Genomic DNA, 19,539 nt, shown 5'->3' on the forward strand with positions numbered 1-19,539 from the left:
AGCCCGTGGCCCAAGCAGCCCGTGGTCCAAGCAGCCCGTGGTCCAAGCAGCCCGTGGTCCAAGCAGCCCGTGGTCCAAGCAGCCCGTGGTCCAAGCGTTCCGCGGCTCAAACGCCTACCAGCCACTCGGTAGTGCCAAGCGCGGCAGTCCTAGCGATCTGTGGCCCAAACGCCTACCAACCACTCGGTAGCGTCAGGTCACCTTCCGACCACTCGGTAGTCCAAGCGAACGGGCCCCGAACCACCAACCAACCACTCGGTAGCCCACAGCCACCCCTCACAGCCGCCTGTCGAGCGTTAGTCCCACGCTGCCTGCCTATCAAGCAGTCGGTCGGTAATCCCAAGCCACCTGTCAAGCGGTTGGTCGGTAGTCCCAAGTCGCCTGCCAAGTGGTTGGTAGGTGCGGGAGGGGGTGGGGTCAGGGGTAGAGGTGGAGGAGGTCGGATTCGGTTTCCCGGCGGACCACCACCCGGGCCTGGCCGTTCTGGACCGCGATCACCGGTGGCCGGGGCACGTGGTTGTAGTTGCTGGCCATCGACCGCTGGTAGGCACCGCTGGCCGGTACCGCGAGGACGTCCCCGGGCTCCAGGTCAGCGGGCAGGCGGGCGTCGTGGACGAGGATGTCGCCGCTCTCGCAGTGCTTGCCGACCACCGTGAAACCCCGGTCTGCAGAGGAGGGGCGGGAGGCCAGGGCGGCCGTGTACGGGGAGCCGTACATCGCCGGGCGCGGATTGTCGCTCATGCCACCGTCCACGCTGACGTAGCCGCCCTTGATGGTGCCGACCGTGTAGAGGGCCACGGTGGACGGGCCGGCGATGGAGCGGCCGGGTTCCACGGACAGGTGCAGGCCGCCGGTCTCCTTCTGCAGGACGGTCACGAGTTCCGCGGGCGTGGGCGGCTGGGGGTCGCCGGGGCGGTAGGCGATGCCCAGGCCGCCGCCCAGGTCCAGGCGGTCGACGCCCATGGCCGCGGCGAAGGCGGTCATGCGGCGGGCGGCCTCGGCGAAGCCGTCCAGGCTGAGGATCTGCGAGCCGATGTGGGAGTGCAGGCCCGACAGGCGCAGGGACGGCCGGGCGCGGACCAGGGCGACGGCGCGCTCGGCGTCGCCCGCCGACAGGGAGAAGCCGAACTTGGAGTCCTCCCCGCCGGTCGCGATGGACTTGTGGGTGCGGGCGTCGACGCCGGGGGTGACGCGGATCATGACGGGCTGGACGACGTCGTGCTCGGCGGCTATGGCGGCCAGCCGTTCCAGCTCCGTGGAGGAGTCGAGCACGACGCAGCCGACGCCCCACGCGACGGCGCGGCGCAGTTCGTGCTCGGACTTGTTGTTGCCGTGGAAGACGACGCGGCCGGGGGGCATGCCGCCGGCCTGGGCGACGGCGAGTTCGCCGCCGGTGCACACGTCGAGGTTGAGCCCGAGCCCGTCCAGCCAGCGCACGACCTCCGGGCACAGGAACGCCTTGCCGCCGTAGTGCACCTCGCCGCCGGGCAGCGCGTCGCGCCAGGTCTGGGCGCGGGCGCGGAAGTCGGCCTCGTCGAGGATGTAGGCGGGGGTGCCGTGTTCGCGTGCCAGGTCGGTGACGGCGATGCCGCCCAGGTGCAGGACGCCTTCAGACCACGTGGCGCCGATCGGCCACACGCTGTCGATGCTCATGGCGCGCCAGCGTAGGAAGCGTAACGGGTGCCTATGGGCCAGCGTCGAAGGTTTCGATGCTGAGGGGCAGAAGCGTGCACATCCCTTGGGATCAGGCGAACTGCTCGCCAACGATGGCCGCCATGCGAAAACACCTGGTCATCGCGCTGGTCGCGGTGTGCGCGCTGGGCGCGGGCTGCGGCAGGTCGTCCTCCGGTACGGCGGCGCCCGAGGCCCCTTCGGCGGCCGGCAAGAGCGCCAAGGAGCTGGTGCCGCAGAGCGTCCGCGACGCGGGCGTGCTGCGTGTGGCGACGTCGGAGGGCTACCCGCCGATGGAAATGTACAAACCGGGCACGCAGGAGCTGACCGGCGTGGACCCGGACCTGGCCGCGGCCATCGGCGCCCGGCTCGGACTGAAGACGACGGTGACGAACGCCGCGTTCGACGGACTCATTCCCGGGCTGCAGGGCGGCCGGTGGGATGTCGCGATGTCGTCGCTGAGCGACACCGCGCAGCGCCGCCAGGCCGTCGACTTCGTGGACTACTTCAACGCCGGCGGCTCGGTCATGGTCAAGAAGGGCAACCCCGAGGGCATCACGACGCTGGCCGACCTGTGTGGCAAGAAGGTCGTGCTGGCCAAGGGCTCCTCGAACCTCGACATCGGCAAGCGCCAGAACGACAAGTGCGACAAGAAGATGGAAATCCTGCAGAGCGAGGACGCGCCGACGGGCCTGCTGACGATCGACTCGGGCCGGACGGTGGCGACGATCGTGGACTCGCCGGTGGCGTACATGTACGCGAAGGAGACCGGCAAGTACGAGGTGCTGCCTGAGCAGTACGACGCCGGTCCCTGGGGCATCGCGATCGGCAAGCAGAACACGGGTCTGCGCGACGCCATCGCGAAGGCGCTGCAGGAGATGGTCGACGACGGGTCGTACAAGGCGATCCTCGACAAGTACGGCACCGGCCCCAACGCCGTCTCCAAGGTGACGATCAACACGGGTGCCCCGTGACGGCCGAGCTTCCGATCGAGGCGGTGAAGCCGCGGCGCCCCGGACGGATGGCCGCCGCGGCCCTCGCCGGGCTCGGGCTGGTGTGGCTGGCGTACACGGTCGTCGTCAACGAGAACCTGCACTGGGACGTGATCGTGGCGTTCCTGTTCGACGGCAGAATTCTCGGCGGGCTGCTGGTCACGATCGCGCTGACGGTGCTGTCGATGGGGCTGGGCGTGGTGCTGGGGGTGACGGCGGCGGTCATGCAGCTCTCCGACAGTCCTGTGCTGCGCGGCGCCTCGGCCCTGTACACGTGGTTCTTCCGCGGCACGCCGCTGCTGGTGCAGTTGATCTTCTGGTTCAACATCGGGCTGGTCTTCCCGGTGATCGGGATCGGCGTGCCGTTCGGCGGGCCCATGCTGGTGGAGTGGCAGGCGCACCAGCTCATCACGCCGTTCATCGCGGCGTTGCTGGGGCTGACGATCAACGAGGGCGCGTACATGGCGGAGATCGTCAGGGCGGGCATCCGCTCGGTGGACCCCGGCCAGCGCGAGGCGGCCGAGTCGCTTGGCATGTCGCACCGGAAGATCCTGCGCCGGGTGGTGCTGCCGCAGGCGATGCGGGTGATCATCCCGCCGACCGGCAACCAGTTCATCTCGATGCTGAAGACGACATCGATGGTGTCGGTGATCGCCGGCGCGGAGCTGCTGACCGTCTCGCAGCGCATCTACCTGGAGAACTTCGAGGTGATCGCGCTGCTGGTGGTGGCGTCGCTGTGGTACCTGCTGCTGACGAGCGTCGCCAGCGTCGGCCAGCACTTCCTGGAAAAGCGCTTCAGCAGGGGGTACGCGTCGTGAGCATGGTCAGGCTGGAGTCGGTGAGGAAGAAGTACGGCGCGCTGGAGGTGCTGAAGGGCGTCAGCCTGGAGGTGCCGGAGGGCGGTGTGGTGTGTGTCGTGGGCCCGTCGGGTTCCGGCAAGTCGACGCTCCTGCGCTGCGTGAACCGGCTGGAGACGATCGACGCGGGCCGCGTCTGGGTGGACGGCGAGCTCGTCGGCTACCGGGAGCGGGCCGGGCGGCTGCACCTGCTGCGGCCGGACGAGCTGTGCAGGCAGCGGCAGAAGGTCGGCATGGTGTTCCAGCGCTTCCATCTGTTCCCGCACATGACGGCGCTGGAGAACGTGATGGAGGGGCCGTGCGCGGTCCAGGGCGTGCCGAAGGCCGAGGCGGCGCGGCGGGCCGGGGAACTGCTGGTGCGGGTGGGGCTGGCCGACCGGGCCGGGCACTACCCCTCGCAGTTGTCGGGCGGCCAGCAGCAGCGGGTGGCGATCGCCCGCAGCCTGGCCATGAACCCGAAGGTGATGTTGTTCGACGAGCCGACCAGCGCCCTGGATCCGGAGCTGGTGCAGGAGGTCCTGGCGGTCATGCGTGACCTGGCGGCGAGCGGGATGACCATGATCGTGGTGACGCACGAGATGGGGTTCGCGCGGGAGGCGGGTGACCACCTGGTGTTCGTGGACGACGGACTGATCGTGGAGGAGGGCCCGCCGCGCGAGGTGCTGGCCAACCCCCGGCACGAGCGGACCCGGGCGTTCCTCGGGCAGGTGCTGTGATGCTGGACCTGCTCGTCACGGGCGCGCTGCTCGCCGACGGCACCGGCGCCCCCCTGCGCCGCGCCGACGTGGGCGCGCGAGACGGCCGCCTGATCCTCCTCCCCCCTTCCAACCCCACCCAGAGGTACGGCCCCGCCACCCCAGGCACCGCCACCCCAGGCAACGGCGCCTCGGGCTCCGGCGCCTCGGGCGGGAGTGCCCCGGGCTACGGCCCATCGGGCCATGGCGCTCCGGGCAGGGGCGCTCCGGGTTATGGCGCTCCGGGGAACGGCGCACCGGGACACGGCACCTCGGGTAGCGGCGCCTCGGGCGGCTACGCCTCGGGCCTCGACGGCCTCGGCGGCCTCGGCGGGGTGGGTGGCGATGGGCCGGGTGGGGGTGTCTTGGCTCGGGTGGTGCTGGATGGGACCGGGATGGTGGTGGCGCCCGGGTTCATCGATGTGCACACCCATTCCGATGCCGCCTCACTGTTCGGGCCCGAGTTCGCCGAGTTGGCGGCGGCGCCGGTGCGGATGGGGGTGACGACCGAGATCTGTGGCAACTGCGGGTCGAGCCTGTTCCCCGCGCTGCCGGAGCGGCTGGAGGAGCTGTCGCGGTCGAGCCGGGTCTCCTTCGGCGGACGGGTCCCGATATTTCGGGACTTCGCGGGGTTCGCTCAAGCGCATGCCGGGGCGCCGCGGGCCAATCATCTCGCCTCCCTGGTCGGGCACGGCACACTGCGGGCCGGAGTGGTCGGGTATGAGGACCGGGCGGCGACGCCGTACGAGCTGGACGTCATGTGCGGGCTGCTCGGCGACGCGCTCGCGGCGGGCGCGGCGGGGCTGTCGACCGGGCTGATCTACACGCCGGGCACCTACGGAGGGACCGACGAGGTGGTGGCGCTGGCCCGGGTGGCCGCGCGGTACGGCCGGCCGTACGTGACCCATCTGCGCGACGAGATGGCGCGCGTGGAGGAGGCGCTGGAGGAGGCGGTCGAGATCGCCCGCAGGAGCGGCGCGGCGCTGCACGTCTCCCACCACAAGACCGCGGGCAGGCACGCCTGGGGCAGGACCGAGCGGACCCTCGCCCGCCTGGCCGCGCTGCGTGCCGAGGGCATGGACGTCACCTGCGACGTCTACCCCTACACGGCGGGCAGCACCTCGCTGTCGGCCATGCTGCCGCCGTGGGCCAACGACGGCGGCACCGCCGCGCTCCTGGAACGGCTGCGCGACCGGAACCAGCGCGAGCGGATGCGCCAGGCGATCGCGGACGGCGTGCCCGGCTGGGAGAACACCGTCGGCAACGGCGGCTGGGACCTCATCTCGGTGGCCTCGGCGGCCGGGCACCGCGAGCTGGAGGGGCGCACGATCGCCTCGCTCGGCGGCGACCCGGTGGACGCGGCGGCCGAGCTGCTGCTGGCCGAGCGCGGCGAGGTGACGATCATCAGCCATTCGATGCGCGAGGACGACGTGCGCCGGGTGCTGGCGGCGGAGTTCACGATGATCGGCTCGGACGGGGTGCCGAAGCCGGGGCGGCCGCATCCGCGGATCGCCGGGACGTTCCCGCGGGTGCTGGGGCACTACGCGCGCGAGGAGGGCCTGTTGTCGCTGGAGGCGGCGGTGCACAAGATGACCGGGATGGCGGCCGGGCGGTTCGGCCTCACCGGGCGGGGGGTGGTGCGCGACGGGGCGCGGGCCGATCTGGTGGTGTTCGACCCGGCCACGATCGCGGACGCGGCCACCTACGCCGACCCGCTGCTCCCCCCTCGGGGGCTGGCGGCGGTGGTGGTGGCGGGCGTGCCGGCCGTGCTCGACGGCGAGCTGACCGGCGCGACTCCGGGCGGGATCGTCACCCCATGAGCACCCTGAACCCCGATAGCAACCTCAGCAGTCCCACGACTCTGGTAGAGCTTGCCGCGGCCTGCCCCGGGACGCTGGCCGTCGCGGTGCGCCACCCCGGCGGCGGGTTCGGCGTCAACGAGGACGCCGAACTGCCCCTGGCCAGCGTCGGCAAGCTGCTCCTGCTGGCCGAGGTCGCGATGAGCATTGAGGGCGGCATCCTGGACCCCGCCACCCCGGTGCACCTGACGGACGAGGACTACTGCGGCGGCTCCGGCCTGCTCCTCGGCTTGAGCGCGCGTACCTGGAACGTCGCCGACCTGGCCCTGATGACCGCGGCCGTCAGCGACAACACCGCCACCAACGCGCTCCTGCGCACCGTCGGCCTCGACCGGGTCAACGCGGCGGGCGCCGCGCTCGGCCTGACCAGGACGCGGCTGCTCGACCGCATCCGTGAGCCGCGCGGCCCCGAGCACCCGCCGACGTTCGCCGTGGGGACGGCGGCGGAGCTGGCGGGACTGGCGGCGCTGGTGGCCGGGAGCAACGGCTGGCAGGTCCAGCTACGCGAGTGGATGCTGGCCAACACCGACCACACACTCGTGCCCGCGCTGGTCCGCCACGACCCGGAGGGCGCGTGGCTGGCCAACAAGACCGGCACCGACGAGGGCGTGCGCTCCGACGTCGGGCTGATGGGCGAGCGGGCCTACGCCGTGCTCGCCTGCGGCCCCGCGGGCGCCGAGGACGAACTGGCCGCCGCGGTGCGCCAGGTGGGCCTGCTCATCGCCGCCTGACCTGGGCTGATTAGGGTAGGCCCACGTCCGTTCGACAGAGGAGGCCGCATGCTCGGCAGCCACCGACTCCGGGTGCTGCTGGAGGTGTTCCGCACCGGCAGCATCGCCGGGGCCGCGCGTGGCCTGAAGCTGTCGCCGTCGGCCGTCTCCCACCAGCTCGCCAAGCTGGAGGAGGAGGCGGGCGTCGGCCTGGTGGAGCGCAACGCGCAGAGCCTGCGCCTGACCGAGGCCGGCCGCCGGCTGGCCCACCGGGCGCAGGAGGTCGTTGACATCCTGGAGGCGGCGGAGAAGGACCTGCTGGCCCAGGCCAGGGTCGACGCGGGCGAGCTGCGGATCGGCTTCTTCGCCTCGGCCGGGTACCGCCTGCTGCCGCTGGCCCTGTCGCGCTTCGCCGCCCGCTATCCGAGCGTGCGGCTGGACCTGGTGGAGGGCCAGCCGTACGAGCTGCTGCCCGATCTCGAGCGCGGCGCGCTCGACGTGCTCGTCGTCTTCGAGCACGCGCTGGACCCGTGGAAGTGCCCGGACGGGGTCGAGGTCCTGCACCTGTTCGACGAGCCGCAGCTCCTGGTGGTGCCCGCCGGGCACCAAGCCGCCCAGCGTCCCCGTGTACGGCTGGCCGAGCTGGCCGGCGAGCACTGGATCACGACGTTCGGCGCCGAGCACCCGGTCTCGACGCTGGAACGCGCCAGCGCGCTGGAGGGCTTCACCCCGCAGGTGCGCTGCCGCAGCGACCACTACGAGGTGACGATCGGGCTGGTGCGCGCCGGGCTCGGCGTGGCGCTGGTGCCGAGCCTGGGCCTGCAGGGGGTCACCGGCGTGCAGGTGTGCCGGGTGGTCAACCAGCGGCTCTACCGCCGCATCGGCGTGGCCCGCCGCCCCACCAACCCGAACCCGGCGGCCCGCTCGTTCATCGCCTACCTGCGCACCGCCGCGGGCCAGCTCCTCAACTCCCTGGACCCCGGCCTGCGCTGAGGCGTGGGAAGCCGACGTCTTGACGTCGTGCGGGGATTGCCGCATCGTTTCTTGCAACCGTTTGCAGTCCGCCCCGACGATCGGCGATGGTGATGCGACGTCCCTTGTTATCCAGGCTGCCGGCCGTACTGGCCCTGATCTCCGCCGCCCTCCTGTCCCCCGCGACCGCGCGCGCCGAGAGCCCGCAGGACGTGCGGGGCTGGACGATCCTGTCCGACGACGACGCCGGCGCCGACGCGGTGATCGCCGCCGCGCCCCGCTACGACATCAACCACCTGCAGCTCAGCCACGACATCGTGCACGACCTGCGGGAGGTCAGGGAGGAGCCCAGGCGGGTCCAGGCCAACCGGCTGACCGCCGCCGCGCACGCCGCCGGCGTCGACGAGGTGGCCATCTGGGACCACTCGCTCTACAGCCTGACCTACTACCCCGAACGCTTCCGCACCGGCCCGAACGGCACCATCGACCTGGACGACCCCGCCTTCTGGGCGTGGTTCAAGCAGGACTACCGGGAGATGCTCGACCTGGTGCCCGACATCGACTCGGTGGTGCTGACGTTCATCGAGACCGGCGCCAGGATCGAGCGCCAGCACTCCACCCGGCTGACCACCGACAGCCAGAAGCAGGCCCACCTCATCGACCAGGTGGCCGACGTGATCGTCGAGGAGCGCGGGCTCAACCTGTACCTGCGCACGTTCGGCTACTACCCGGCCGAGATGCAGCGCACGATCGACGCGATCGCGCTGGTGGACAACCGGGACGTGCGGGTGATGGCCAAGGCGCAGCCGCACGACTTCTTCCTCACCCACCCCGTGGACCGCACGGTGGAGCGGATCGACCGGCCCGTGCTCATCGAGTACGACACCGCCGGGGAGTACAACGGCCAGGGCAAGATCGCCAACGCCTGGCCGGAGGAGCACGTCAACCGCCTGCGCCACTACCAGAGGCTCCCGAACGTGATCGGCTACGTGGCCCGCACCGACCGCTACGCCGACTCGCGCATCGTCGGCACCCCGACCGAGATCAACCTGTACGCGCTGGCCCGCGCCACCGCCGACCCCCGGGTCCGCCCCGCGAGCATGTATCGCGAGTTCGCCGCGCGCACCTACGGCCGCCGGGCCGCGGACAAGGTGGCCTCGGCGCTGTCGAAGTCGTACGACATCGTCACCTCCGCCCTCTACACGCTCGGCACCAACACCGCCAACCACTCCCGCCTGGACTTCGAGCCGTACTGTTCGAGCTGGCACCGCAGCGTCTCGGGCAAGTGGATCGAGCCGCCGCTCACCCGGGTGCGGCACACGGTGAACCGCACGTTCGACTTCTGGAAGGACGTCGTGCAGCACCTGGCCCCGGTCACCTGCAAGACGCAGCCGACCTTCCGCACCGAGGCCGGCTACGTCCTGGGCAACGGCTGGGTCACCCCGCACAACCTGATGAACGTCCGCTACCTGCGCTACGTGCTGAAGGAGAAGGACTTCGGCGTACGGCTGGCCGAGCAGGCCCTGCGCGAGATCAGGGACGCCAGGCGCCACCTGTCCTCCGATCACTACCGGCAGCTCAACGCCTACTTCGAGCGCACGGTCCTGACGGCGAGGCTGCAGCGCGCGGTCGCCAAGGCGTACTTCGGCTACCGCGTCTACGTCCAGGGCCCAGAACACCAGACAGACCGCCTCAAACGCCTCATCTGGCAGGGACTCGACGAGTCACGTGAGGTCGCCACCGCCATCACCACCTACCCGGACAAGGCCGCGGGCGGCGAGTGGAACTGGGTGAGGGACGCCGAGGAGGCGGAGAAGTATTACCAGCGCATCTCAACAGGCTGGGACCGCTACGACAACATAGCCGTCCCCCCGCCCAAAGGATGACGCAGCGTAGCCAACACCCCCGAATCAGCAGATCGCCCAGGAAAAGGGTCCCCCGAAACCACCCGGCCAAGGAAGGGGTTGCCGGTCGGGTGGGTAAGGAGCGCTCGTCACGGCGGGAAGCCGCGCGGCCGCCGGCCGTCACCCTGGAGTGCCGCCCGCGCGCGTCGGCGGGTGGGGGTGGGGCCGGCCTGCCGTAACGGATGGTGGGGTTGAAGCCGCGGACGGCGGGGTTGAGGCCGCGGAAGTTCGCGCGGGAGAAGCTTCAGACGCCGCGGGCCGCGCGGAGGGATCCGCGCGGCCCGACGAAAAGCATGGCAACTACAGGTACTGGCCGGTGTTGGCTACGGTGTCGATGGAGCGGCCGGCTTCGGATCCCTGCTTGCCGGAGACCAGGGTGCGGATGTACACGATCCGCTCGCCCTTCTTTCCGGAGATCCGCGCCCAGTCGTCCGGGTTGGTGGTGTTGGGCAGGTCCTCGTTCTCGGAGAACTCGTCGACGCAGGCGGTCAGCAGGTGCTGCACCCGCAGGCCCTTCTGCCCCGACTCCAGGAACTGCTTGATGGCCATCTTCTTGCCCCGGTCGACGATGTTCTGGATCATCGCGCCGGAGTTGAAGTCCTTGAAGTACAGGACCTCCTTGTCGCCGTTGGCGTAGGTCACCTCGAGGAAGCGGTTCTCCTCGCTCTCGGTGTACATGCGCTCCACGACGCTCTGGATCATGCCCGCGATGGTGGACTCGCGCGAGCCGCCGTGCTCGTTGAGGTCCTCGCCGTGCAGGGGAAGGTCGGTGACGAGGTACTTGGAGAAGATGTCCTTCGCCGCCTCGGCGTCCGGCCGCTCGATCTTGATCTTGACGTCCAGGCGGCCGGGCCGCAGGATCGCCGGGTCGATCATGTCCTCGCGGTTGGAGGCGCCGATGACGATGACGTTCTCCAGGCCCTCGACGCCGTCGATCTCCGACAGCAACTGGGGCACGATGGTGTTCTCGACGTCGGAGCTGACGCCGGAGCCTCGGGTGCGGAAGATCGAGTCCATCTCGTCGAAGAACACGATCACCGGGGTGCCCTCTGAGGCCTTCTCACGCGCCCGCTGGAAGACCAGGCGGATGTGCCGCTCGGTCTCGCCGACGTACTTGTTGAGCAGCTCGGGGCCCTTGATGTTGAGGAAGAAGCTCTTGCCTTCCTGGCCGGTCTTCTCGGCGACCTGCTTGGCCAGCGAGTTGGCGACCGCCTTGGCGATGAGCGTCTTGCCGCAGCCGGGCGGGCCGTAGAGCAGCACGCCCTTCGGGGGCCTGAGCTTGTGCTCGCGGAAGAGGTCGGCGTGCAGGTAGGGCAGCTCGATGGCGTCCCTGATCTGCTCGATCTGCCGCATGAGGCCACCGATCTCGTTGTAGGAGATGTCGGGGACCTCTTCGAGCACCAGCTCTTCGACTTCTGACTTGGGAATGCGCTCGTAGACGTAGCCGGAGCGCGGCTCGAGCAGCAGCGAGTCGCCGGCCCTGATGGGCTGGCCGACCAGCGACTCGGCCAGGCGCACGACGCGTTCCTCGTCGGCGTGCGAGATGACCAGGGCGCGCTTGCCGTTGTCGAGCAGTTCCTTGAGCATCACGATCTCGCCGACCTCTTCGTAGCCGAGTGCCTCGACCACGTTGAGCGCCTCGTTGAGCATGACCTCCTGGCCACGCCGGAGCGAGTCGACGTCGACGGCAGGGCTGACGTTCACGCGGAGCTTGCGCCCTCCGGTGAACACCTCGATCGTGCCGTCTTCTCTGGCCTCCAGGAAGGTGCCGAACCCGGATGGCGGTTGCGCCAGCCGGTCCACCTCTTCCTTGAGGGCGACGATCTGGTCCCTGGCCTCCTTGAGGGTTGCCACCAGGCGTTCGTTCTGGCCGGTCACCGCCGCCAGATTCGCCTGGACCTCGTGGAGACGCTCTTCGAGGACCCTGGCCTGACGGGGTGACTCGGCCAGCTTCCGCCTCAGCGCGGTGATCTCCTCTTGGAGGAAGGAGACCTGTGTTGTGAGATCAGCGACCTCCCGTTCGCGCTGCGCGGCTCGAGCCTCAGCATCATCGCGAGCTGCCACGCCCCGTCACCTCCTTCCCAGTCGAGGGCGACTACTAAGGACCTTACCTATCTCGGGCCCCTCCGTAACCTGGCCGGGCAGTGTTCGTAGAGTGACATTCGGTATTCGGTGAATAATCCCCAATGGTGCGTTTAATCCTGCCAGCATATGAACACGGCGAGATGTTCCCGTGTCACGCACCAACGCACCCTCGTGGCCAAATTGTCATAGTTCTTCGGTGGTCCCCTTCGGTCGTCTGCGGCGCGGCGGCGGGGTGACGCCGTCGGCCATGCGGCGGGCGGTGACGAGGAAACCCGTGTGGCCGATCATCCGATGATCAGGTCTCACGGCCAAACCCTCGACATGCCAGTCGCGAAGGAGGGTCTCCCACGCATGGGGCTCGGTGAAACTCCCGTGATCCCGAATCGTCTCGACCGTCTTGGACATCTGGGTCGTCGTGGCGACGTAACAGCAGATGACGCCACCTGGAGTGAGCGCCTTGGCGGCGGCGTCCACGCACTCCCACGGGGCCAGCATGTCGAGGATGACCCGGTCGACGTCGATCTCGTCGATGCTCTCGTTGAGGTCGCCGACGACCAGGCGCCAGGTGTCGGTCTCGCCGCCGTAGAACTTCTCGACGTTCTTGCGGGCGACGTCGGCGAACTCCTGGCGGCGCTCGTACGACGTGACGTGTCCCTCAGGCCCGACGGCCCGCAGCAGGAAGCAGGTCAGGGCGCCGGAGCCGACCCCCGCCTCGATCACCCGGGCGCCGGGGAAGACGTCGGCCATGCCGACGATCATCGAGGCGTCCTTCGGGTAGATCACCGCGGCGCCGCGCGGCATCGCCAGGGTGTAGTCCTGCAGCAGGTGCCGGAAGGCCAGGTACTGGGTGCCGCCGGAAGAACGCACCACCGAGCCCTCGGGCTGCCCGATCAGGTCGCTGTGCGGGATGGCGCCCTTGTGGGTGTGGAAGACGCCGTCCGCCTTGAGCGTGATCGTGTGGCGCTTGTTCTTGGGGTCGGTGAGCTGCACCTGATCCCCCGCCTGGAAAGGCCCATGCCTGCGGAAACCCATGGCGGCAAGGTTATCGGGATTCCGACTGGTCCCGGACGCGCGGTATGAAGGGGGGATGTTCCCGCACGATGTGATCTCCGCCGGCCCGCTCGTCCTGCGGCCCCCCACCGCCGAAGACACCGACGCCGTCGTGGCTGCCTGCGACGACCCGGTGACGGCCCGGTTCCTGCCGTTCCTCGCCTCGCCGTACACGGCCGAGGACGCCCGCGCCTACCTGCGCGCCGCCGAGGACAAGTGGGCGAACGGCGGAGCGGAGTTCACCGTCACCCGCGAGGGCCGTTACGTGGGCGCGGTGGGGCTGCAGCCGATCGACCGCTACGGCACCACCTCGGTCGGCTACCTGGTCGCCCCGCACGCCCGCGGCACCGGCGTGGCCAGCACCGCCGCGAGGGCGATCTCCGACTGGGCGCTCGACCACGGGGCCGCCCGCGTCGAACTGGAGGCCGAGGTGAGCAACCTCGCCAGCCTGCGCGCCGCCTACAAGGCCGGGTTCCGCCAGGAGGGCGTCAGGCGCGACGGCAAGCGGCTGCGCGACGGCAGCAGGACCGACCAGGTGACGTTCGGCAGGGTGGCGGGCGAGCCGGCGGAGCCGGCGGAGCCGTACTTCCCCTTCTTCCCCGGCGGGCACCTGACCGACGGCGTCGTACGGCTCTCGCCCCTCGGCGAGCAGCACGCCGCGGCGTTCCTGGCACTGTTGAACGACCCGCTCGTGCGCGCGTACTCGCTGGCCGCCCCCGGCCCGCTGGCCGACTACGTGCGCCGGGGCCGCTACACGGGCTTCTGGTGGATGTCCGGCCAGCGGGTGGAGGTGGCGATCACCGACGCGGCCACGGGCGAGTTCGCCGGGCACGTGCAGCTCGTGAACGTGGCGCCGGTGCTCCACCAGGCCATGGTCGGCTACTCCCTGATGCCGGCCTTCCGCGGCAGGGGCTACCTCAGCAGGGCGCTGGCGCTGCTGGTGGAGTGGGTGTTCGCGGCCACGCCGCTGCGCCGCCTGACCGCAGGCACCGCCGTGGACAACACCGCCTCCCACCGGGTGCTGGAGCGGGCCGGCTTCACCCGCCAGCACGTTCACAGGCAGCTTCTCCCCCGCCCCGACGGCGGCTGGTCCGACGACGTCGAGTGGCTGCTCCTGCACCCGAAGCTGGCGGAAAAATCCTGATTACCGGTTGGGGTCTGGCCAAGGGCGAATCCGGAGGTAATAGTCGAAACCACCGACCCATCAGGCACCGCCGGCTGTTGGGACCTCCATGGGAAACCGCCGCACCGACGTCGCTGTGCACGAGCTCATCCAGGACTTCTCCCGCGTGGACGTGGGCGCCCTCATCGAACGCCTGGCCCGGTCGGCGGCGGTCGTGACGGACGCGGACTACGCCGGGCTCGTCCAGGTGGACCCGCTCCAGGAGCTGGCCAGGTCCGTGGCCCTGCACGGGCCGCCCGGCGACCCGCTGCGGGTGCGGACGTGGCTGGCCGAGTCCGGGGTGCTGAAGGAGCTGGCCGCCTGCCACGAGCCGGTGCTTCTGCCGCGCGACCTGCCGGTGGGCGAGCCGGGGTTCCTGGCGGTGCCGGTGCCGCTGGCCACGCGGGAACAGGCGTTCCTGTGGATCGCCGGCCGGGACTTCGACGACGCCGACGCGCACCTGCTCGGCCGCTTCGCCACGGCCGCGGGACGCGCGCTGGAGGCGGCCAGCGGGATGGAGGCCGCGGTACGCCTGCTGCGCGGTGTCCAGGCATTCGCCCCCTGACCGGCGAGAACGCGCCTTCCAGGGCCGGGTGCGCTTTCGGAGCCGGGCGTGCCTTCAGCGCCGAGCGTGCCTGCAGGGCCGGGTGCGGCTTTCAGGGGCCCGCGGTGTGCAGGGCGTCGCGCAGCAGGGCGTCCACCTGCCTGGCCAGCCGGTCGACGTCCACGTCACCGCGCAGGTCGAGCTCGGTCACCTGCTGACCCACGCGCAGTTTCAGCGTGACCCCCCGGCCCCGGACCCGCAGCCACATCTCCACGGTACGGCCCAGCGCCTCCGCCTGAGCCTCGGCCTCCACCGCCACCAGCAGCTCCGCCGCCCCGGGGCCCATCCGCCCAGGCCTCGGCGGCGCCGTACGCGAGCTGACCCGCCCCCGCAGCGCGTCCACGTCGCGCAGCCACTCCTCCAGGGAGTGCACCAGGTCGGCCTCCCCCTCCAGCGTGATGTCCGGCATGGCTCTCATTTCACGATCGCGGCGGTGCGGGCGGAGGTGACGCGGATCAGGTCACGGGGCGCGAGCTCCAGCTCCAGGCCGTGCCGTCCGCTGGGGATGTAGACGCTGTCCTGCCCGGCCGCGCCCGCGTCGAGCACCGACGGCAGGTACGGTAGCGCCACCGGGCTCAGGACGTCGGCCTCGATCGCCTCGCCGATGCGTTCGACGTCGGCCCGCGAGGCCACCCTGGCGGCGCCGGCGCCGAACGCGGCGGCCAGCGCCTCCTCGTCGATGCGGCCCTCGATCGGGGCGACCGCCACGACGGCGTGGTGGCCGAGGTAGAGGACGACGGCCTTCAGCATGCGGGGCGGCGGGACGCCGAGGGCCAGCGCGACGGCGGCGCGGGACTTGGTCTGGGCGGGGTCGTGCGGATAGGGGTGGACGGCGAATGGCGTACGCGTTTTCCGGAGAATGCGCATCGCGGCGGTCTCCGGCGCCGGGGAACGGCCTTTCCCGGAGGGCCGGGCCCGCCGTACCTGAAAGTCACGATATTTCGGGGAAAATACATATAAATAGTCAATGAAGGCTTCGGCGAGTTCGACCGCGTCGGCGGCCTCCTGGCGGGTGAGCGGGGCGGCGCCGAGGTGGGCGGCCTCGTTTCCGAGTTCGCGCAGTTCCTCGGCCCAGCTCAGGAGCCAGCCGTCGATCCGGCCCGCCGCCCGCAGCTCGCGCAGGGCGTGGAAGAGGGTACGGCCGGCGATGCCGTGGTCGGCGCAGACCGCCTCCAGCAGGCGCCGCACGTGCAGCACGGCGGCGGCCGGAGAGCCCGCGCGCAGGCCCGCCCTGGCCTGGGTGAGCTCGGCCCGCACGAGGGCGGGAACCTGCTCGCCGATCTCCCTGCCGGGCGCGGGCCACAGCACCTCGGCGGGGCGCGCGGGCAGGTCGTCGGGGTCGGCGTCGGGCCCCGGCTCACCTGACAACAGCAGCATCACCTGGCGGCAGCTCTGACAGACGGCCAGTACAAAAGGGCGTAATTCGGACGGTAGAAAAACCCGGTGCGGCGCGTCGGCTTCACGGGCCAGCGTCTGCCGTCCGCAACCCGGGCAATCGACGTCGAATTTCGCCCCCCACCGCGCCACAGAACGGAAGATATTCGATCACATAAATTGCATCAAGGGCGTAATCTCCCAGTATGAAGACCTGGCCGTTCGCCGGGCGCAGGCAGGAACTGGAGCACCTGGTCCGCCTCGCGCGCGACCCGACCGCGCAGGGCGTGCTCGTCGCCGGTCCCGCCGGGGTGGGCAAGAGCAGGCTCGCGGGGAAGGTCCTGGAGTCCTTCCGCCCCGGCAGGGTCGCCCTCCTGCCGGTCACCGCGACCAAGGCGGCCAGCGGCATCCCCAACGGCGCGCTGGCCGACCTCATCCCCCGCGACCACCCGCCCCACCTGGTCAACACCCTGCGCTGGGCCGGCGAGGAACTCCTCAAACAGGCCCGCGGCCGCACCCTCGTCCTCGCCGTGGACGACGCCCACCTGCTCGACAGCCACTCGGCCGAGGTCGTCGCCTCTCTGGTACGGGGCCGGCAGGCCCGCCTCGTGGCCACGCTCCGCACCGGCGAGCCCGCGCCCGACTCGATGACGGCGCTGTGGCGCGACGGCCACGTGCGCCGCCTGGACGTGGACCCCTTCAGCGAGGCCGACCTCGTGGCCGTGCTCGCCGCGGCGCTCGGCGGGCCGCCCGACGACGCCACCGCCCGGCGGCTCGGCGAGGTCACCGAGGGCAACGCGCTGTTCCTCCAGGAGGTCGTGACGGCGGCGCGCGCCTCTGGAGCGCTCCACCCCATCCAGGGGGTGTGGAAGCTGACCGGCGACCCGCCGCTGGCCCCGCGCCTGGCCGACCTCATCCACGAGCGCATCGGCGCGCTGTCACCGGCGTTGAAAGCGGTCCTGGAGTACACGGCCTTCGCCGAACCGGTAGGCGCCAGGACCCTGTCCGCGCTGTGTTCGGAGGAGGCCGTCCTGGAGGCCGAGGAACGCGGCCTCATCAAGGTCACCGTGGACCGGCGCCGCGAGATCGCCCGCCTCGGCCACCCCCTCTACGGCGAGGTGGCCCGCGAGCACTGCCCGGAACTGCGCCGCCGCCGCAGGCACGCCGACCTCGTCGCCGCCGTCGAGCCCACCGGCCTGCGCCGCGTCGAGGACCTCGTCCGCGTCACGGTCTGGCGCCTGACCGCCGGCTTGGGCGCCGCCCCCGAGCCGCTGCTGGCCGCCTGCCGCCTGGCGTGGGCGGCCCACGACTACCCGACCGCGATCCGGCTGGGCGAGGCGGCGGTGGAGGCCAGCACGGACACGGCGCCGGCCACGGGCGTGGACGCGGCGAGCATGAGCGCCGCGAACACGGACGCCATGGCGGGCACCGGCGTGGACGCCACGGGCGGCCGGATGGAGCCGGCGGGCACCGGGATCGACGCGGCGGCGGCCATCCAGCTCGCCACCGTCCTCGACTACGCCCAGCAGCCCGACCGCGCCCGTGCGGTCCTGGACGCCGTTCCCCCGCCCCGCGACGAACCGGGCCGCGCCCGCCTCGTCCAGGCCGTGGCCAGCAACCTGGCCTGGGGCATGGACCGGCTGGGCGACGCGCTCGACCTCCTGGCCACCACCGAGAAGTCGCTGCGCGACCCGGCCCTGCGCCTGCAACTGGCCACCCGCCGCCTGTCCCTGACCGCCTCGGCCGCCCGCCCGGCCGACGCCCTCCACCTCAGCGACACCCTCCTGTCCCCCGCCACATCTGCGCCGCCCTCGGAGACGACCTGGCATCCTCTCCCTCCCGGCACCCCGACCACCGCTCCACGCCCGACGTCCGGGCCGATCGAGCCCGTGCCGCTCAAGGCCGTGGTGACCGGCATGCCGTTCCAGGAAGAGACCCCCCTCGACGAGGCAGCAACCCTCCCGGAGGAAGCAGCCCTCCCCGAAGCGGCGCTCCCAGAGGCGGCACTTCCCGAAACGGCGGCTTTCCACGAAGCGACAGCCCTTTCCGAGGGGGCGGCCCGTGGCGAAGCAGTGGCCTTGGCCGAGCGGCCCGGTGGGATCGCCGCGCCGGAACGTGGGGCACGGCTGGGGCCGGTGTTGCGGGCCCAGGTGCTGAACTCGCGGGCCCTCGCCCTCTGCTACTCCGGCCGCACCAGGGAGGCCACCGACCTGGTCCGCGAGGCGCTGGAGGACGCCCCGGCCTGGCGCGACGGCATCCCCGCGCTCGTCTCACCCCTGCACTCCACCTGGGCCATGTGCGGCTACTTCGCCGGTGACCTCCCTCTCATGGACGCCGCCATCGCCTCCATGCGCGCCGAACTGGCCGGCCGGCGCGGCTGGTCGCGCGGCGAGGGCAGCCTGGCGCTGTCACGTGGCCACGCCGCGACCCTGAGAGGCGAGCTGGGCGCCGCACTCCTCATCCTGCACTCCCCGGCCAACCACGAGACCGCCGTGACCGTGGGGGGCTGTATGGGGGCTTATGCGGCGGTTCAGGCGCTTCGAGGGGACGCCCCGGCCGCCCGCGCCACCCTGGACGCCGCCCTGGACCGCAACCGCGCCACGTGGACCGCGTTCACCCGCTGGGTGGCGCTGACCCGCGTGTGGATAGCCGCCGCGGCCGGCGACCCGGAACACGCCGCCGACCTCGCCCTCTCGGTCGCCGCGGAGTGCCGCGAGGCGGGCCTGTCGGCGTTCGAGTCGGTCGCGCTGCACGACGCGGTGCGCCTGGGCGCACCCCACTCCGCCCTCCCCCGCCTGGAGGAGCTCACCGCGGTGGTCGACGGCTCCAGGGTACGGCTGGCCGCCCGCCAGGCCCGCGCCCTGGCCGCCGAGGACCCGGGCGGACTCCTGGACGTGGCCGGCGGCTTCGACACCCTGGGCCTGCGCCTGCACGCGGCGGAGGCGGCGGCTCAGGCCGCGTCCCTGCTCCGCCGCACCAGGGGCGAGAAGGCGGCAAGGGCGGCCGCCACCGAGGCCTGGTCGCTGGCCGGAGCCTGCCAGGGCGTGGACACCCCCGCCCTGCGCGGCCTGGCCGCCCCCAACCTCACCAGCCGCGAACTCCAGGTCGCCAAACTGACCGCCGCGGGCCTGAGCCACCGCGAGATCGCCGAACGCCTGGGCATAGCCATCCGTACTGCCATGAACCACCGCAACCAGGCCTACTGGAAACTGGGCGTCAACACCCCGGCCGAACTCGCCAAGGCCCTGACCCGCCACTGACACCCACACCCCGGTGAACCCGCCCGACCAGGACGCAGACTGCCCCTGCGCATCCGAGGGCTCGGTCAGCGAGGGCGCGGTCAGGTGGCCGGCAGTGCGCACGTCGCGGCAGGGTGGCGTGCGGCCGACGACCGTTGCCCTGGAGGGCCGCCCGCCACCGGCGGCGGGTGGGGGTGGGCGCGGCCTGCCGTAACCCCGAGGCTCTTGGTTCTAAGAGCAACCACAACGGTTCCAAGAGCAACCACAACAGTGCGCGGCGGTTCTAAGAGCAACCGCAACGATGCGCGGCGGTTCCAGGAGCGACC

15 protein-coding genes are annotated in these 19,539 nt (G+C 71.5%); 10 read left to right on the top strand and 5 right to left on the bottom strand.

The window, feature by feature from the left end; genetic code table 11:
- Positions 1-417: 417 nt before the first annotated feature.
- Positions 418-1,653: a diaminopimelate decarboxylase gene (gene lysA / locus ACIBEJ_RS37735; RefSeq protein ID WP_397187726.1), complete on the bottom strand. Its 1,236-nt coding sequence runs from the start codon at positions 1,651-1,653 to the stop codon at positions 418-420.
- A 122-nt stretch (positions 1,654-1,775) separates the two neighbouring features.
- Here lysA and ACIBEJ_RS37740 point away from each other — a divergent pair, with 122 nt between their 5' ends.
- The 7 genes from ACIBEJ_RS37740 to ACIBEJ_RS37770 all read left to right on the top strand — a co-directional run bounded on the left by ACIBEJ_RS37740 (position 1,776) and on the right by ACIBEJ_RS37770 (position 9,681).
- On the top strand, positions 1,776-2,645 hold the full coding sequence (locus ACIBEJ_RS37740) for an ABC transporter substrate-binding protein (RefSeq protein WP_397187727.1): 870 nt from the start codon (positions 1,776-1,778) through the stop codon (positions 2,643-2,645).
- Entirely contained in the window at positions 2,642-3,481 is an 840-nt protein-coding gene (locus ACIBEJ_RS37745) for an amino acid ABC transporter permease (protein ID WP_397187728.1), read from the top strand. The genes ACIBEJ_RS37740 and ACIBEJ_RS37745 overlap by 4 nt, the downstream gene beginning before the upstream one ends.
- Positions 3,482-3,483: 2 nt before the next feature.
- Complete coding sequence (locus tag ACIBEJ_RS37750; protein WP_397187904.1) at positions 3,484-4,236, top strand: amino acid ABC transporter ATP-binding protein; 753 nt, start codon at positions 3,484-3,486, stop codon at positions 4,234-4,236.
- Complete coding sequence (locus ACIBEJ_RS37755) at positions 4,236-6,074, top strand: amidohydrolase family protein (RefSeq protein ID WP_397187729.1); 1,839 nt, start codon at positions 4,236-4,238, stop codon at positions 6,072-6,074. The genes ACIBEJ_RS37750 and ACIBEJ_RS37755 overlap by 1 nt, the downstream gene beginning before the upstream one ends.
- Positions 6,071-6,844 carry a serine hydrolase gene (locus tag ACIBEJ_RS37760; protein ID WP_397187730.1) on the top strand — a complete coding sequence of 258 codons (774 nt, stop codon included), beginning with the start codon at positions 6,071-6,073 and terminating at the stop codon, positions 6,842-6,844. The genes ACIBEJ_RS37755 and ACIBEJ_RS37760 overlap by 4 nt, the downstream gene beginning before the upstream one ends.
- A 48-nt stretch (positions 6,845-6,892) precedes the next feature.
- Complete coding sequence (locus tag ACIBEJ_RS37765; RefSeq protein ID WP_397187731.1) at positions 6,893-7,816, top strand: LysR family transcriptional regulator; 924 nt, start codon at positions 6,893-6,895, stop codon at positions 7,814-7,816.
- Positions 7,817-7,920: 104 nt separating this feature from the next.
- The gene (locus ACIBEJ_RS37770) at positions 7,921-9,681 is read left to right on the top strand and encodes a hypothetical protein (protein WP_397187732.1); all 1,761 of its coding nucleotides are present in this window, start codon (positions 7,921-7,923) and stop codon (positions 9,679-9,681) included.
- A gap of 318 nt (positions 9,682-9,999) precedes the next feature.
- Here ACIBEJ_RS37770 and arc read toward each other — a convergent pair whose 3' ends face one another.
- Positions 10,000-11,763: a proteasome ATPase gene (gene arc / locus ACIBEJ_RS37775; RefSeq protein WP_397187733.1), complete on the bottom strand. Its 1,764-nt coding sequence runs from the start codon at positions 11,761-11,763 to the stop codon at positions 10,000-10,002.
- Between the two features lie 204 nt (positions 11,764-11,967).
- A complete protein-coding gene (locus tag ACIBEJ_RS37780) occupies positions 11,968-12,816 on the bottom strand; it encodes a tRNA (adenine-N1)-methyltransferase (RefSeq protein ID WP_397187734.1) in 849 nt (282 codons plus the stop codon).
- A 55-nt stretch (positions 12,817-12,871) separates the two neighbouring features.
- Here ACIBEJ_RS37780 and ACIBEJ_RS37785 point away from each other — a divergent pair, with 55 nt between their 5' ends.
- Both ACIBEJ_RS37785 and ACIBEJ_RS37790 read left to right on the top strand, forming a co-directional pair.
- Complete coding sequence (locus tag ACIBEJ_RS37785) at positions 12,872-13,978, top strand: GNAT family N-acetyltransferase (RefSeq protein ID WP_397187735.1); 1,107 nt, start codon at positions 12,872-12,874, stop codon at positions 13,976-13,978.
- A gap of 88 nt (positions 13,979-14,066) precedes the next feature.
- Complete coding sequence (locus tag ACIBEJ_RS37790; RefSeq protein WP_397187736.1) at positions 14,067-14,561, top strand: hypothetical protein; 495 nt, start codon at positions 14,067-14,069, stop codon at positions 14,559-14,561.
- A gap of 91 nt (positions 14,562-14,652) precedes the next feature.
- Here the strand turns inward: ACIBEJ_RS37790 and ACIBEJ_RS37795 are convergent, their stop codons facing one another.
- Together ACIBEJ_RS37795 and ACIBEJ_RS37800 are read right to left on the bottom strand one after the other, a co-directional pair.
- Positions 14,653-15,009, bottom strand: coding sequence for a hypothetical protein (locus ACIBEJ_RS37795; protein ID WP_397187737.1), 357 nt, complete (start codon positions 15,007-15,009; stop codon positions 14,653-14,655).
- Between the two features lie 5 nt (positions 15,010-15,014).
- The gene (locus tag ACIBEJ_RS37800; RefSeq protein WP_397187905.1) at positions 15,015-15,977 is read right to left on the bottom strand and encodes a DUF4145 domain-containing protein; all 963 of its coding nucleotides are present in this window, start codon (positions 15,975-15,977) and stop codon (positions 15,015-15,017) included.
- A gap of 203 nt (positions 15,978-16,180) precedes the next feature.
- Here ACIBEJ_RS37800 and ACIBEJ_RS37805 point away from each other — a divergent pair, with 203 nt between their 5' ends.
- A complete protein-coding gene (locus ACIBEJ_RS37805) occupies positions 16,181-19,234 on the top strand; it encodes an AAA family ATPase (protein ID WP_397187738.1) in 3,054 nt (1,017 codons plus the stop codon).
- The last annotated feature ends 305 nt before the right edge of the window (positions 19,235-19,539 follow it).

Origin of the sequence: Nonomuraea sp. NPDC050790 (assembly GCF_044456745.1) — a bacterium.
In the GTDB taxonomy this organism is placed as follows: Bacteria; Actinomycetota; Actinomycetes; order Streptosporangiales; family Streptosporangiaceae; genus Nonomuraea.

Bases quoted from the DNA above. Each gene is read 5' to 3' on its own strand.
- lysA (WP_397187726.1), bottom strand. From the start codon at position 1,653: ATGAGCATCGACAGCGTGTGGCCGATCGGCGCCACGTGGTCTGAAGGC.
- ACIBEJ_RS37740 (WP_397187727.1), top strand. From the start codon at position 1,776: ATGCGAAAACACCTGGTCATCGCGCTGGTCGCGGTGTGCGCGCTGGGC.
- ACIBEJ_RS37750 (WP_397187904.1), top strand. From the start codon at position 3,484: ATGGTCAGGCTGGAGTCGGTGAGGAAGAAGTACGGCGCGCTGGAGGTG.
- ACIBEJ_RS37755 (WP_397187729.1), top strand. From the start codon at position 4,236: ATGCTGGACCTGCTCGTCACGGGCGCGCTGCTCGCCGACGGCACCGGC.
- ACIBEJ_RS37760 (WP_397187730.1), top strand. From the start codon at position 6,071: ATGAGCACCCTGAACCCCGATAGCAACCTCAGCAGTCCCACGACTCTG.
- ACIBEJ_RS37765 (WP_397187731.1), top strand. From the start codon at position 6,893: ATGCTCGGCAGCCACCGACTCCGGGTGCTGCTGGAGGTGTTCCGCACC.
- ACIBEJ_RS37780 (WP_397187734.1), bottom strand. From the start codon at position 12,816: ATGGGTTTCCGCAGGCATGGGCCTTTCCAGGCGGGGGATCAGGTGCAG.
- ACIBEJ_RS37785 (WP_397187735.1), top strand. From the start codon at position 12,872: ATGTTCCCGCACGATGTGATCTCCGCCGGCCCGCTCGTCCTGCGGCCC.
- ACIBEJ_RS37790 (WP_397187736.1), top strand. From the start codon at position 14,067: ATGGGAAACCGCCGCACCGACGTCGCTGTGCACGAGCTCATCCAGGAC.
- ACIBEJ_RS37795 (WP_397187737.1), bottom strand. From the start codon at position 15,009: ATGCCGGACATCACGCTGGAGGGGGAGGCCGACCTGGTGCACTCCCTG.
- ACIBEJ_RS37800 (WP_397187905.1), bottom strand. From the start codon at position 15,977: ATGCTGCTGTTGTCAGGTGAGCCGGGGCCCGACGCCGACCCCGACGAC.
- ACIBEJ_RS37805 (WP_397187738.1), top strand. From the start codon at position 16,181: ATGAAGACCTGGCCGTTCGCCGGGCGCAGGCAGGAACTGGAGCACCTG.